The sequence below is a fragment of the Dehalococcoidia bacterium genome (assembly GCA_030648205.1).
In the GTDB taxonomy this organism is placed as follows: Bacteria; Chloroflexota; Dehalococcoidia; order JAUSIH01; family JAUSIH01; genus JAUSIH01.
In genome coordinates, this window is record JAUSIH010000046.1 from 84868 (window position 1) to 98126 (window position 13259).

Here is a 13259-nt window from a genome sequence, read left to right on the forward strand (position 1 = left end):
TCCGCCTATCTATGCATCTTGTCGCAGGAAGGACGTCTCATGAAGCAAGTCGCTGACCGGATCAATGTGACCGACCTGGACGCAGCCGTTGAGCTGATGTTTGAGAAGCGCTGGACCGACGGCCTGCCAGCCATTCCGCCGACAGAGGCCGCGGTCGGCAGAATGCTGTCCTACATTAAGCGCTCGCCAGACGAGGTCATCGGCCCCGTGCCGCCGCGGGACGCCCCCGCGACCATCGAGAAGATTGCCATCAACTGCGTCATGGCGGGCTGCAAGCCGGAGTACATGCCCATCGTTATCGCGGGGCTGGAGGCGATGCTCGCCCCGGAGTTCAATCTGAAAGGCATACAGACGACCACGCATTGCGTGGCGCCCATGACCATCGTCAACGGGCCGCAGATCAAGGATCTGGGGTTCCACTACGGGGACGCCGTCTTTGTGGCGGGCGCCCGTCCCAACGGGACAATCGGGCGCGCGCTGCGGCTCATCCGGTGGAACGTCGGCGGAGCGTACCCCGGCGAGACGGACCGCTCCACGATGGGACACCCGGGCGAGATATGCTTCTGCATCCCGGAGAACGAGGATGAAAACCCCTGGGAGCCGCTCCACGTGGAGCAGGGCTTCAAGAAGGAGCAGAACGCCGTCAGCGCGTTCGGGTGCGAGTCGCCGCACCACATCATGACCGGCCCCGGCGACGCCCACTGTATCTTGAACAGCCTGTCGGACTCCATGGCCGTGCTGGGCAACAACAACACGCACATAGGCGGGTGGATGCTCGTCGTCATCGGTCCCCGCGCGGCGGCCCACCTGGTCAAGGGAGGGTTTACATCCAAGAAGCAGGTCAAGGAGTACCTGTTTGAGAAGGCCCGTATCCCGGTAGCGAAGCTGCGTCGCGGCCCGGGCGTCGGGCGCGACCAGGCCACGGACGCTCCCACCTGGCTGCGCTGGCCCATTGACCCCGAGGACGACGACGCGCGCGTGCCGGTGGTGCGCCGACCAGAGGATTTCGTTATCATGGTTGCCGGCGGATGGGGCGCCGCCGCCGCCTTCTGCGCCATCTGCCCCGGCTGGGGCTACATGGGAGGGCAGCTGGTGACCCGCCTTGTGACGCCGCCGGGCGGCAAATAGCGCGACCCGCGAACATACCAAGCGATTTACCGTCACACCTGTAAGGAGGGCACTATGAGCACTGGGGCAACGTCCAAGGGGATGGTCCTGCTGGACCCGGTAGGCTATGTCCCGGAGGAGGCGGCCAAGAAGCTGACCACCCGCCTGTCGGACCTCACCAACAAGAAAGTGGGGTTTGTCTTTGACGGTCATTACATGGCCGAGCACTTCTGGCCGGCCATGGAAGAGGACCTGGTGAAACGGCTTCACCTGGCGGGCAAGGTCTCTCGCATCAAGCCCAACGTGGGCGCGCCCGCGCCGCAGGCGATGGTGGACGAGGTGGCCTCGCAGGTGGACATCGCCGTCACCGGGATGGCGGCCTGAGGGAGCTGCACCAGTGGCGCCGTGCGCGACGCTGTAGCCATGGAGAGGAAGGGCATTCCCGCCGTCGTGATTGCTCACGACAGGTTCGAGAAGGCGGCCAGGGCCCAGGCGCGAATGCTGGGCATGCCCGACCTGCCCGTGATCGTCGTTCCGCAGCCCCAGTCCTGGACGACGAAGGAAGAAGAGGTCAAGAACGCCGCCGACGCCGTGGTGAAGATCCAGGCCGCGCTGCAGGCGCGGCCATCAGCTCAGCCGGCCCGTTAGACGTTGCCCGGCGGCGCGTCCCGCAAGCCCGTCGTGGTCTGACAGGTGGGCGGTAGCGCGTCTCAGTTCCGTGTCCCCGGGCGTCTGGCCCAGGGGGAGAAAAGAGGACAGGTTATGGCCTTGGACATGAAAGCCGCCCGACTTGACGTGGGCGACTACTTCGAGTGGCTGGAGATGGCCTTCGAGAAGCGCTGGACGGACGGCCTGCCCGTGGTCCCGCCCACTCCGGAGCGCGTCCAGGCGTTCATAGACTATGTGGGACGCGACCCCTTGGATGTCGTGGGTGAGGTGCCGCCCAAGTACGGCATCGCTACCATCGAGAAGCTGGCCGTGAACGCGGTGATGGGCGGGTGCCGCCCTGAATACTTTCCCGTGGTCATCGCCGCCATTGAGGCCATGCTGGAGCCGCAGTTCAACCTGAACGGCGTCCAGACCACCACCCACAATAACGAGCCGCTCGCCATCATCAGCGGGCCCATCGTCAAGCAGATAGGATTGAACGCGCACACGCGCGCTTTTGGCTCCGGTTACCGGGCCAACGGGACCATCGGCCGGGCCATCAAGCTGGTCCAGTGGAACCTGGGAGGCAGCTATCCAGAGGAGCCGGACAAGTCCTGCTTCGCCCATCCCGGTCAGTGGACCTACGTTCTGGCGGAAAACCAGGACGCCAACCCGTGGGAGCCGCTCCACGTGACCCGTGGCTTCCCCGCGGAATCAAGCTGCGTTACGGTCTTCGGCTGCGAGGCGCCGCACAGCGTGTTCAGCTACGGCACAGCCGTCCAGGTGCTCAACGGCATCGGGCATGCCATGGCGACTCCCGCGAACAACAACGTCCAGCTCATGGGGGAGATACTCGTCGTCCTCAATCCGTTCAACGCGGCCGCGGTGGCGGGAGAGGGCTGGAGCAAGCAAGACGCCAAGGTCTATCTATGGCAGCACGCGCGGGTGTCCCGGCGCATCCTTGATGAGTGCTCGTTCCACTGGGACTACGCCAAGCACTACTGGCCCAAGTGGATAAGCCTGGACAACCCCAACGAGATGATCCCCCTTACTGAGCGGCCGGAGGACATTCATGTGGTTGTGGCCGGCGGGGACAAGAAGTTCTGCATGGTCTGCCCCGGCTGGGGCAAGATAGGCGGCCTGGCGGCGACCAAGGAGATCAAGCTGCCGCGCAAGAAATAGGACGGACGCCGCGTTAGGCTATGGTCAACACAGACAACGCATAAGGGAGGCGGCAATGGCGACAAAAACAGCTCAGATGACGGTGCTTGATCCGGTGGGTATCACCCGCGCCGAGATGGAGAAGCGGACGGTGACGCGCCGGCTGGACGACCTGCGCGGCAAGACCATCGGCTTTGTTGACGACGGGTTTTCCGGCGCGGACTATTTCATCAAAGGCGTTCAGTCCCTCGTCGAGCAGCGCTTTCCCGGCGTCAAGACTCACTACTGGCTCAAGCCCATGATGTCGAGGCCCGCTCCGCCTCAGCTCATCGAGGAGGTGGCGCGCTCGTGCGACGCGGTAGTGGTCGGCATCTGCGCCTGAGGGTCCTGCACGTCGGGCAGTGTGCACGACACGGTGGCGCTGGAGAAGAAGGGCATACCCGCGGTGGCCGTCTCTTATACGACGTTTGATGGCGCGGCCCGCACCCAGGCCAAGCTTATGGGCCTGCCGGACATGAAGCTCGCCGTGATTCCTTTTCCCACGCCCGTGGACCCTGAGGCGGTGAAGAAGGAGCGCGTGAACCAGCTATTCGAGATGGTGGTCAAACACCTGACGGTGGACACCGCTCCCAAAATGCCTGCGCGGTAGAGCCGCCTCGCGCCCTCAGGGGACAATACAAAGCCCCTGGCCGTGGCCAGGGGCTTTGCCTTTGCTGGAACGATGTTCAGGTGGAGCCTTGGGAGCCTTTGAGTCGCGGGTCCAGGACATCCCGCAGGGCGTCGCCCAGCATGCTGAAGCCGAAGACGGTCAGGCTGAGGGCGATGCCCGGGAAAAGGGCTATCCACGGGGCCTGCTCCATCAGCTCGCGGCCCTTGCCGCTGATCATCCGGCCCCAGGACGGGTCGGGCGGCGGCACGCCAAAGCCCAGGAAGCTCAGTGAGGACTCGGCCAGGATGGCCTGTGCCCACGTCAGGCTGGCGATGACGATGAGGGGCGCGAAGGTGTTGGGCAGGAGGTGGTGCACCATGATGCGCATGCCGGAGCTGCCGATGGCCCGGGCGGCGTCTATGTAGGCGTTCTCCTTCAGGCTCAGGACCGCCGCGCGCACGACGCGGGCGTTCTTCACGCCCAGGACAAAGCCCAGGGCGATGAACAGGTTCTCCATGCTGCTGCCGAACATCATCATCAGCGTCAGCATCAGGATGAGGAAGGGGAACGCCATGATGGCGTCAACGATGCGCTGGGTCAGGGAGTCGAACGTGCCGCCCAAGTAGCCGCTGAGGATGCCGACGGCTGAGGCGATGATGGTGTTGATGACAACCGTGCCCAGGGCCACATACAGCGAGACGCGGGCGCCGAAAAGCACGCGGCTGAGTACGTCGCGGCCCTGCTCGTCGGCCCCGAACGGGTGCGCCGTTTCGGGCGGAAACAGACGCCAGTCGGCGCGCACCTGAATGGGGTCGTAGGGGGTCAGGATAGGCGCGAGGACAGCGACGAGGATGAGGAAGACGACGATGATGCCGCCGATGGCGCCGAGCGGTTTGTTCCGGATGAAGGACATGGTCCACCGCCACGAGCGTACCGTCGCCGACGGCACGGGCCGCCGCATCACCAGGACGTCTCGGGACGTTACGCCGCTTTGCTCCATGGTTTAAATCCTACTTATAGCGGATGCGCGGGTCGAAGTAGGCCAGCGACATGTCCACCGCGAGGTTGATGCCCACGGTGAACGTAGCCAGCAGCAGGTTGACCGCCTGGACCGCCGGGTAGTCGCGCGCAAGGATCACGGTGTAGATATAGTGCCCCAGCCCTGGCAGCGCGAAGATAGGCTCGACGACGACGGCGCGCCCGACGAGAGACGCTATCTCAATGCCCAGGATGGTCACGACGGGGATGAGGCTGTTCTTCAACGCGTGGCGCACGAGCACTGTCCGCTCCCTCAGTCCCTTGGACCACGCCGTCCGAATGTAGTCCTGGCGGAGCACCTCCAGGAGGCTGGTGCGCATCATGCGCATGACGATGGCGCCGGTGTAGAGGCCAAGGATAACCGCTGGGAAGATGAACTGCTGGAAGTTCTCCCAAGGCGCGTCCAAGACGCTTTCGTAGCGGAGTGGCGGTATCCAGCCGAAGGCAATGGTGAACATAAAGATGGCCATGGTGGCGAGCCAGAAGGAGGGTATGGCCAGGCCGCCAATGGCGAAGCTGCGTGTGAGGTAGTCCGCCCAGGAGTCCTGCCGGATGGCGGAGATGGTGCCGATGGGCACGCCAATGAGCAGGGCCACCACGAGGCTCATGAGCACAAGCTCGACGGTGACCGGTATGCGCTGCTCCAGGTCCTTGATAACGGGACGGTTGCTGGACAGAGACCTGCCCAGGTCGCCCTGCAGGACGTTGCCGAACCAGACGACGTACTGGAGATGAATAGGTTGGTCCAGCCCCAGGCGGTGCAGCTCCTTTTGTATCTCCTCCTGGCTTGCGCCTGCGTCGCCGACGAGGATGGAGACCACGCTGCCCGGAAGGAAGCGGACAAACGAGAAAACCAGGATGCTGATCAGGATGATCGTTGGCACGAGGAGCAGCAGCCGGCGGAGCAAGTACTGTTGCATAGCGTGTCTATAGACCCCGCAATATGTTCAAGGGCAGCCTGCTACGTGTGCCCATGCCGTCGTTACCGGTCAATCCAGACAGAGGCGGTGTCACCCCATCTCCGGTAGACGCTGGGCTGCACCACCACCCAGGACTGGTTCGGGAGATAGGTCTCACGGGTGTGCAGCCACATCTGCGGGTACAGGCTCCACAGCTTCTCCTGGGCTTGCATCACGAGTTGCTTGCGCTTGGTTACATCCAACTCCTGCCGCTGGGCGTCCAGGAGTTTGTCCAGTTCAGGGTTGCTCAGCTTCTGGAAGTTCCGGCCCGCGCCCGTGTGGTGGCGCGTGAATAGCTGGGCGTCCGGCTCAACGGGCGCCGTATAGCCTCGGGTACGCAACAGGAAATCGCCCGAAGCATCTGAGTCGAACCACTGGGTCCGCTCCATCAGCTTGATGGTGGCGATGTCAATGTAGACCTTGCGTAGCTCGGACTTGGCTATTTCCGTGGGCGTCAAGTTGATGTACGCGAAGACCTGCGTCCCTTCCGCCTCCACGACGAGAGGTTTGTCGGGGCCGTATCCGGCCTCGCGCATCAGGCGCTGTGCCTCGGCAATGTCCTTCTGGCCGTCGGGCGTATCCTTGGGCCGGAAGCCCTCGCGTTTCAGAAGCTCTTCCTCCGTCCACGTCCACCCGGGAAAGAGTCGGGGCGACATCGGCCCGCTCAGATGGCCTCCGCCGCCTATGTTAACCTTGAGCATCTCTTGCCGGTCCAGAGCCAGGAACATCGCCTTGCGGATGCGGATGTCATCAAAAGGCTTGCGGTTCACGTTGGGGATCAGGGCGAGGGGGTATGGGTCCGGCGCGGCGGTGAGCTTCATGCCCGGGTTGGTCCGCTCCAGGTCGCGCTTGGCGACGACGTCGAAGGCGGCCGCATAGCTGATAATCGAGTCCACCTTGCTCGTGCGAAACGCGGCGATCATAGTGGCGGAGTCCGGCACGATGAACATTTGAACGCCGTCCAAGTAGGGCTTGCCCGTGTTCCAGTAGTCCGGGTTGCGCACCGCCTCGGCGCCCACGTCGCGCGTGTAGGACTTGATCATGAAGGGGCCGGTGGAGCGGGCGTTGGTCAGCGTCTTGTAAGCGTCCTCGCCGCCCAGCTTCTCCTCCACCTCCGGCGCAAGCATGAGCTGGTTTGCCGCTGGCCCGCCCTTGAGGTAGGTCAGAATGGGCGCGAAGGGAAACTTTGTCTTGACCTGAACTATATATTTGTCCGGCGCGGTGAACGTGTCCACCGGCTCAAAGTTGCTCTTCCAGAGGTACTGAGCGCCGGGGCGCCTGATGCGCTCCAGGTTCCAGACGATGTCCTGCGCGGTGAGTTCGCGGCCATTGACGGGCGGGAGGTTGTGGAACTTGACGCCCTTGCGTATGGAAAGCACGAGCGTTTGCGGGTCCTTGAACTCCCACTTTTCCGCCAGCTCCGGAATGGGTAAGCCGTCGTTGATGTTAAAGTTGACGATATAGCTGCCCAGGTAGTCCCAGAACCCGATAGTTCCGGGGGAGCGGTGCGGGTCGCTGTGCGCCTCCTCAGACGGCGCCACCATCTTCAGGACGCCGCCGCGCTTGATCTGGACCGCCGGCGCGGGCGTGGGCGCGGCGGGCCGCGCTGTCGGCGTCGGCGCGAGTGGCGGGCTTGTCGTAGGCGCTGCGGCAGGTCGCGCCTGGGTGGGCGCAGCGGCGGGAGCGGTGGTGGGATTCGGCGCCGGAACCGGCTGCGCGGCGGGGGAGCAGCTCGCGGCGACGAGAGACAGCATGGCGATTCCGTAGAGACTGTAAGCCCAAGCCTTGCGGTGGACGTTCCTGCGAGTCATGGAAACCTCCCGTGACGTGCGAACGAGGACGATAGGCCTGTCACCACACTGGGAAATGTATGCACAGTCTAGGGGGCGAGGAAGCCGTTGTCAATCCCTGGACTGGGGGTCTGAGTACGGTGGTGCGGACGCTGGCCGCGGCCAGCGTCCGCACCCTTGACAGGGGCACCCCCAGACGATAAGGTAGGGGCGCTCTGACAGCGTGTACGTACAACTCCAGGAGGTGTCGCGATGAAATCCCAGGCAGCGTTGGAAGTCAGTAACTGGGGTCGCTGGGGCCCGAACGACGAGCGAGGCACCCTCAACTGGATCACGCCCGAGGTCATCGCCAAGGCGGCGCGGCTTGTGAAGAAGGGCAAAGTCTACAGCCTCTCCGTGGAGATTCACAAGGACACGCCCTGCGCGCCACACAAGAACACGCCCTGGAAGCAGGGCCTCGTCAGGGAAGACCACACTACCAGCGATCGGGTGGTCTTCCAGGACGTCATCATGATAAACACACACGGGGCCACCCACATGGACCCCCTGTGCCATGTCACGTACGGGCGCAAGCTGTACAACGGGTTTCCCATTGAGGGTAACGTGAGTGAGGGCGGCGCGCTGAAGTGCGGCATTGACAAGGTGGGAAGTGTGGTTGGCAGAGGCGTACTGCTGGACCTGGCCCGGCACAAGGGCGTGGACGTCGTGCCCCTGGGGTACCCCATCACGCCCGCCGATCTGGATGGGTGCGCCCGCGCTCAGGGCGTGGAGATAGGCCAGGGCGACATCGTGCTGCTGCACACGGGCTACCTCCGCAAGTTTGAGAAGGATCGCTCGCTGTACTCCTCGGCGCCGGGCCTGGGACGGGCCTCCATCTCGTGGCTTGCGGAAAAGCGGCTGACCGCCGTGGGCGCGGACACCGTCGGTGTGGAAGTGAAGCCGCCGGAAGACCCCAGCCGTGCGCTGGTCGTGCACGAACACTTCATCCGTGACTTGGGCGGCTATCTGCTAGAGCTGTTGGACCTGGAGGAGATAGCTCGGGACAAGGTCTACGAGTTCCTGTTCGTCGCCGCGCCGCTGCGCGTCCGCAACGGCATGGGCGGCCTGATCAACCCGTTGGCGATTGTGTAGCACGATAGCCAGCCATAGGAGGAAACTCATGTCTCTGGCCCTGCGGAAGAAACTTGGCCTCTCCGTCCTGGCGCTCGGCCTTGTCGTTGGCGCCTGCGCCCCGGCCGCCGCGCCTGTTCCGGCGGCGCCAGCCGCGCCGTCAACCGCGCCTGTGGCGCCCTCGGCGCCCGTTCCCGCAGCCCCTGTGGCTCCGGCCGCGCCACAGGCCCGCGCTACGCCGGCTCCCGCTCCCGCCGTGATTCCGACCTCGACGCCGCTGCCTCGCGCTCAGCAGGAAGGGCCGCGCCGTGGCGGCATCCTGCTCGCCTCGAACTCCGGCGACCCCGGCCACCTTGACCCGCACCAGCGGCGGGGCATTGTGCTGCATTCTCTGAGCAACGTCATCTACACGCAGGTCGTGAAATGGGACCCGGAGAAGCCCCAGAGCGTCATGGCCGACCTGGCGGAGCGATGGGAGACCAGCCAGGACGGCACCACGTACACGTTTTACCTGCGTAAGAACGTGAAGTGGCAGGACGGCAAGCCGTTCACCTCCGCGGACGTCGTGTGGAGCCTCAACAGGCTGCGCGACGAGACATCCCCGTTCGCCGTCCTGCTCGCCGCTGTGGACAAGGTAGAGGCGGTGGACGCGTTCACTGTGCGCATCAAGACCAGGTTCATCACCGGCTCCATGCTTTACAACCTGGCGACAGGCTGGATTGTCATCGGGCCGAAGCATATCGGCGACGCGCAAGGCAACTTGCGCACCACAGCTGTCGGCACCGGGCCGTTCAAGTTCAAGAGCTTCACGCCCAACGTGGTGTTTGAAGTGGTGCGCAACCCGGACTACTACGTGAAGGGTTCGCCCTACTTGGACGGCATCCGCACGTTCCTCATCGCGGACGCCAGCACGCGCCTAGCGGCGTTCCGCACGGGCCAGGTCAAGTGGATTGACGCGAGCGTGCCCCTCAACCCGAAGGACTCGGAGACAATCAAGAGGGCGATGCCCGGCGCGGTGGTGTACGAAATTGACCGCCTGAAGGGCAACGTCTTCTTCATGAACGCGAACCAGAAGCCGTGGAACGACGTGCGCGTCCGGCGCGCGATGTACCTCGCGTTCGACCGGCAGGGAGCCATTCAGGTGCTCGGCGCGGGCGTCGGCACGCTGCGCCTGGCCATGCTGACCGGCGACTGGGCGATGCCCTCCAGCGAGGTCGCCAAGCTGCCGGGCTTCCGCCAGCCCAAGGACGCGGACAGGGCGGAGGCGAAGAAGCTGCTGGCCGAGGCGGGCTATCCCAATGGCTTCGAGACAGTCATTCTGACGCGTTCGGATGATCCCGCGTACGTTCGCATGGCCGAGTTCTCCGCGAACCAGCTCGGCACCATCGGCATACGCGCCCGCATAGACCCGCAGACGAGCGCAATCTACCTCGACCGTAAGGACAGGTTGCAGTACGACTCCATGGCCATCACGCCGGTGCTGGACAACTTCGACCCGGATGGCGGCTCGCGCTACTTCCGCTCGCCGAACGAGTCCGGATTCAAGGACCCGGAGATGGACCGGATATTTGACCTGCAGGCGCAGACGCTGGACACGGCCAAGCGCCGCGAATTGACATTGCAGTTGGAGAAGCGGGTGATGGACCAGGGCTGGTACGTCACCACGCACTGGGACACCAACTACATGTTCGGGTGGCCGGAGGTGCGGAACGCGACGCCGCGCTTCCTGGGATCCAACAGCAACGCACGTTTGCCCGAGTATATATGGCTGGCCCAGTAGTCCGGTAAGCAGCAGTCTGGTAAGATAGAGAGCGGGCGGCCCCGTCAGGGCTGCCCGCTCTCTATCTGTGTAGGCTATGCATCAGTACATTGCCCGGCGTTTGCTGATGTTCCTGCCCGTCCTATTCGGGGTATCCGTGCTTATCTTCCTGCTCATGCGCGTCATTCCCGGCGACGTGGCGCGCCTTCTGCTCTCCGGCGGAGGCGAGGGTGGCACGGTGAGCGAGCGGGCGGTCCAGAAGGTGCGGCAGGACCTTGGCCTGGACAAGCCGCTGCACGTGCAATACGTCAACTGGATCGCGAGCCTGGCCCGGCTGGAGGTCGGCAAGTCGTACTACTGAGGCAGGCAGGTGCTCCTGGTGATTGCGCAGCGATTACCCCTGACCGTTGAGCTCGCGGCGTTCACTATCGTCATCGCGGTGCTGATCGCGGTGCCGCTGGGGGCGCTGGCCGCGGTGCGCCAGGATACGTGGCTGGACTACGTGCTGCGCGTCGTCAGCATCGGCGGGCTGGCCATGCCGACGTTTTGGACGGCGACGCTCATCATCCTCGGCCTGGCGGTCATCTTCGGCGCGCTGCCTCCGCTGGGCGTCACCAGCAGCCTTTTTGACGACCCGCTGAGAACCCTGCAACAGCTTGTCTGGCCCGCGCTTGCCCTCGGCTACTACGACGCGGCGATGATCAGCCGCATGACGCGGTCGCAGATGCTGGAGGTGCTGCGGCAGGACTACGTGCGCACGGCGTGGGCGAAGGGGCTCCGCGAGCGGATGGTCCTCGTGCGCCACGCGCTGCGCAACGCCTTGCTGCCCGTGGTCACCATCGTCGGGTTGCAGTTCGCGTACCTGCTGGGCGGGACGGTCATCATGGAGAAGATATTCTTCCTGCCGGGCATGGGCAGCGCGCTGGTTGACTCCATTATCCGGCGCGACTATCCGATGATTGAGAACATTGTCGTGCTCTTCGCCTTCATGGTGCTGGTCATGAACCTGCTCATCGACATTCTGTATGCGTGGCTCGACCCGCGCATCCGGTACGCCTAGCGCGCCGTGAGCGACGTTCCGCGCTCCGCTGGCGCCATAGCTGTTCCGGCTGTGTTCGCGTCGCGCGGTCCGAACGTGCTGCGCGCGGCGCTCACGCTGGCGCGGAGCAAGCCTCTGGGCGCGTTCGGCGCGGTGGTGATTCTGCTTGTGCTTTTCGTCGCCATCGCCGCGCCGCTCATTGCGCCCTACGACCCGCTGGCCATGAACTTTGACGCGCCGTTCGCGCCGCCGAGCGCGCGCTTCCTGGTGGGCGCGGACGAGTTCGGGCGGGACGTGTTGAGCCGCATCATCTGGGGTTCGCGCATTTCGCTGTACGTGGGGGTCGTTTCCGTGGTGCTGGGACAGTCCATCGGCGGCGCGCTGGGAGTCGTGAGCGGCTTTATGGGCGGGAAGGTGGACGTGCTCGTCCAGCGGTTCGTGGACATGCTCATGTCCTTCCCCATGCTCGTTCTGGCGCTGTCCATCGTCGCGGCGCTGGGGCCGTCCCCGATCAACGTGGTCCTCGCCATCTCCATCGTCCAGGTCCCGCGCTCCTCGCGCATCATCCGGTCGGCGGCGCTGCTCGTCAAGGAGATGCAGTACGTGGACGCGGGGCGCGCCATCGGCGCGTCGGGCGCGCGCATCCTGTGGCGTCACGTCCTGCCCAACTGCGTCGCGCCGTTCATCGTCATCGCCAGCACCACCATGGGCCTGGCGATTCTCACCGAGGCGTCGCTGAGCTTCCTGGGCGTCGGGACGCCGCCGCCGGACCCGTCGTGGGGCGCAATGCTCTCCGGCACCGGTCGCTCGTACGTGGAAATCGCGCCCTGGCTGGCGATCTTTCCCGGTCTGGCCTTGACCCTGACCGTGTTTGGCTTTAATCTACTGGGCGACGCCCTTCGCGATATCCTCGACCCGCGACTGCGCAAGTAGGCGACGCGGGCGTGTGGACCAGGGAAACGAGAGGAGCATGCAATGGCCCTTCGAGACAGCTACAAGTTCCAGTACCAGACCGACCAGACGCTGAACAAGGACTACAAGAAAGACCCGCCGCAGGTCGTCATCTACGACAATGTGACGCCGAAGATCGCGCGCATCACCTTGAACAGGCCGGAGAAACGGAACGCCTTCAACGACCGGATGTTCTGGGATGTGCTGTCCAGTCTCCACCGCGCGTATGACGACCCCGCGGTACGAGTGATCATCATCCGCGGCAACGGTCCCGTCTTCAGCTCGGGCCATGACCTCTCAGGCCCCAAGGACGAGAAAGGTCAGCCGGAGGAGACGCCCCCTATCCCGCCGGACATCAAGCCGGTCATGCGCGACTACTTCAACGTGGAGCGGCGGCGGTGCGGCAAGCACGAAGACCTGTTCCATTTTCCCAAGGTGACTATTGCTCAGGTCCACGGCACGTGCATGGGCGCAGGCGAGCACATCGCTTGGTCGTGCGACCTGACGGTGGCGACGGAGGACGCCCAGTTCGGGCAGGTGGGCTTTGGCCGCTTCCCCGGCGGCGCCGGACGATGGATGGGCGCGTGGCCGCTGGGATCAAATGTCTCCCGGTGCGGCACGGTGCTCGACCAGGTGTCAGGCAAGGCCGCCTATGACGCCGGCCTCATCACCCTGGCCGTCCCGAAGGAGCGGCTGGAGCAGGAGACCCTGCGCCTTGCCCACGGGGTCGCGGAGCTGCCGCCGGATGCCCTGGCGTTGTCCAAGGACCTCTGGGGCGGCGTGAACGATATCCAGGGTATTGGGAGGGCCTGGCGCTCCCACTACGGGTGGCACATGTGCCTTCAATTCGTGCGCTTCCCGCCCGGCGAGACCAACTTCTACAAGCTGCGTCGCGACAAGGGCCTCAAAGGCTACTTTGAGCAGCGCCGGACCGCGGCCACGCCCAAGGCCTAGCTGAAGCAGGGGATGGGAGTAGTGGTGAGGGCAACGACTTCCGCGCAAGCAGCAGCCCGCCAGCAGGCGGGGGAGACTCCGCAAGGCGGAGCCG

Annotated in this window: 15 protein-coding genes; 12 read left to right on the plus strand and 3 right to left on the minus strand. The window is 64.7% G+C overall.

The window, feature by feature from the left end; all coding sequences use genetic code 11:
- Window positions 1-39 precede the first annotated feature (39 nt).
- The 6 genes from Q7T26_05880 to Q7T26_05905 all read left to right on the plus strand — a co-directional run bounded on the left by Q7T26_05880 (window position 40) and on the right by Q7T26_05905 (window position 3565).
- Window positions 40-1128, plus strand: coding sequence for a hypothetical protein (locus Q7T26_05880; GenBank protein ID MDO8531681.1), 1089 nt, complete (start codon window positions 40-42; stop codon window positions 1126-1128).
- A gap of 54 nt (window positions 1129-1182) precedes the next feature.
- Complete coding sequence (locus Q7T26_05885; protein ID MDO8531682.1) at window positions 1183-1491, plus strand: hypothetical protein; 309 nt, start codon at window positions 1183-1185, stop codon at window positions 1489-1491.
- 21 nt (window positions 1492-1512) lie between these two features.
- On the plus strand, window positions 1513-1755 hold the full coding sequence (locus Q7T26_05890; GenBank protein MDO8531683.1) for a hypothetical protein: 243 nt from the start codon (window positions 1513-1515) through the stop codon (window positions 1753-1755).
- A 114-nt stretch (window positions 1756-1869) separates the two neighbouring features.
- Window positions 1870-2937: a hypothetical protein gene (locus Q7T26_05895; protein MDO8531684.1), complete on the plus strand. Its 1068-nt coding sequence runs from the start codon at window positions 1870-1872 to the stop codon at window positions 2935-2937.
- Between the two features lie 55 nt (window positions 2938-2992).
- On the plus strand, window positions 2993-3298 hold the full coding sequence (locus tag Q7T26_05900; protein MDO8531685.1) for a hypothetical protein: 306 nt from the start codon (window positions 2993-2995) through the stop codon (window positions 3296-3298).
- A gap of 21 nt (window positions 3299-3319) precedes the next feature.
- Complete coding sequence (locus Q7T26_05905) at window positions 3320-3565, plus strand: hypothetical protein (protein ID MDO8531686.1); 246 nt, start codon at window positions 3320-3322, stop codon at window positions 3563-3565.
- 76 nt (window positions 3566-3641) lie between these two features.
- Here the strand turns inward: Q7T26_05905 and Q7T26_05910 are convergent, their stop codons facing one another.
- The 3 genes from Q7T26_05910 to Q7T26_05920 all read right to left on the minus strand — a co-directional run bounded on the left by Q7T26_05910 (window position 3642) and on the right by Q7T26_05920 (window position 7373).
- Window positions 3642-4565 (minus strand): ABC transporter permease, encoded by a 924-nt coding sequence (locus tag Q7T26_05910; GenBank protein MDO8531687.1) that lies wholly within the window; start codon window positions 4563-4565, stop codon window positions 3642-3644.
- 10 nt (window positions 4566-4575) lie between these two features.
- Window positions 4576-5523: an ABC transporter permease gene (locus Q7T26_05915; GenBank protein MDO8531688.1), complete on the minus strand. Its 948-nt coding sequence runs from the start codon at window positions 5521-5523 to the stop codon at window positions 4576-4578.
- Between the two features lie 62 nt (window positions 5524-5585).
- A complete protein-coding gene (locus Q7T26_05920) occupies window positions 5586-7373 on the minus strand; it encodes an ABC transporter substrate-binding protein (protein MDO8531689.1) in 1788 nt (595 codons plus the stop codon).
- Between the two features lie 231 nt (window positions 7374-7604).
- On the opposite strand from Q7T26_05920, the gene Q7T26_05925 reads away from it, so the two are divergent.
- The 6 genes from Q7T26_05925 (at window position 7605) to Q7T26_05950 (ending at window position 13165) form a co-directional block, all read left to right on the plus strand.
- Entirely contained in the window at window positions 7605-8483 is an 879-nt protein-coding gene (locus Q7T26_05925; protein ID MDO8531690.1) for a cyclase family protein, read from the plus strand.
- Between the two features lie 28 nt (window positions 8484-8511).
- Window positions 8512-10242, plus strand: a complete 1731-nt coding sequence (locus Q7T26_05930) for an ABC transporter substrate-binding protein (protein ID MDO8531691.1) — start codon at window positions 8512-8514, stop codon at window positions 10240-10242.
- Window positions 10243-10318: 76 nt separating this feature from the next.
- A complete protein-coding gene (locus tag Q7T26_05935; protein MDO8531692.1) occupies window positions 10319-10582 on the plus strand; it encodes a hypothetical protein in 264 nt (87 codons plus the stop codon).
- 18 nt (window positions 10583-10600) lie between these two features.
- Window positions 10601-11281 carry an ABC transporter permease gene (locus Q7T26_05940; protein ID MDO8531693.1) on the plus strand — a complete coding sequence of 227 codons (681 nt, stop codon included), beginning with the start codon at window positions 10601-10603 and terminating at the stop codon, window positions 11279-11281.
- Window positions 11282-11287: 6 nt separating this feature from the next.
- Window positions 11288-12193 (plus strand): ABC transporter permease, encoded by a 906-nt coding sequence (locus tag Q7T26_05945; GenBank protein ID MDO8531694.1) that lies wholly within the window; start codon window positions 11288-11290, stop codon window positions 12191-12193.
- A 42-nt stretch (window positions 12194-12235) separates the two neighbouring features.
- A complete protein-coding gene (locus Q7T26_05950; protein MDO8531695.1) occupies window positions 12236-13165 on the plus strand; it encodes an enoyl-CoA hydratase-related protein in 930 nt (309 codons plus the stop codon).
- Window positions 13166-13259 lie beyond the last annotated feature (94 nt).

Coding starts and splice junctions, on each gene's coding strand:
- Q7T26_05880 (MDO8531681.1), top strand. CDS start 40: ATGAAGCAAGTCGCTGACCGGATCAATGTGACCGACCTGGACGCAGCC.
- Q7T26_05885 (MDO8531682.1), top strand. CDS start 1,183: ATGAGCACTGGGGCAACGTCCAAGGGGATGGTCCTGCTGGACCCGGTA.
- Q7T26_05895 (MDO8531684.1), top strand. CDS start 1,870: ATGGCCTTGGACATGAAAGCCGCCCGACTTGACGTGGGCGACTACTTC.
- Q7T26_05900 (MDO8531685.1), top strand. CDS start 2,993: ATGGCGACAAAAACAGCTCAGATGACGGTGCTTGATCCGGTGGGTATC.
- Q7T26_05910 (MDO8531687.1), bottom strand. CDS start 4,565: ATGGAGCAAAGCGGCGTAACGTCCCGAGACGTCCTGGTGATGCGGCGG.
- Q7T26_05915 (MDO8531688.1), bottom strand. CDS start 5,523: ATGCAACAGTACTTGCTCCGCCGGCTGCTGCTCCTCGTGCCAACGATC.
- Q7T26_05920 (MDO8531689.1), bottom strand. CDS start 7,373: ATGACTCGCAGGAACGTCCACCGCAAGGCTTGGGCTTACAGTCTCTAC.
- Q7T26_05925 (MDO8531690.1), top strand. CDS start 7,605: ATGAAATCCCAGGCAGCGTTGGAAGTCAGTAACTGGGGTCGCTGGGGC.
- Q7T26_05930 (MDO8531691.1), top strand. CDS start 8,512: ATGTCTCTGGCCCTGCGGAAGAAACTTGGCCTCTCCGTCCTGGCGCTC.
- Q7T26_05935 (MDO8531692.1), top strand. CDS start 10,319: ATGCATCAGTACATTGCCCGGCGTTTGCTGATGTTCCTGCCCGTCCTA.
- Q7T26_05950 (MDO8531695.1), top strand. CDS start 12,236: ATGGCCCTTCGAGACAGCTACAAGTTCCAGTACCAGACCGACCAGACG.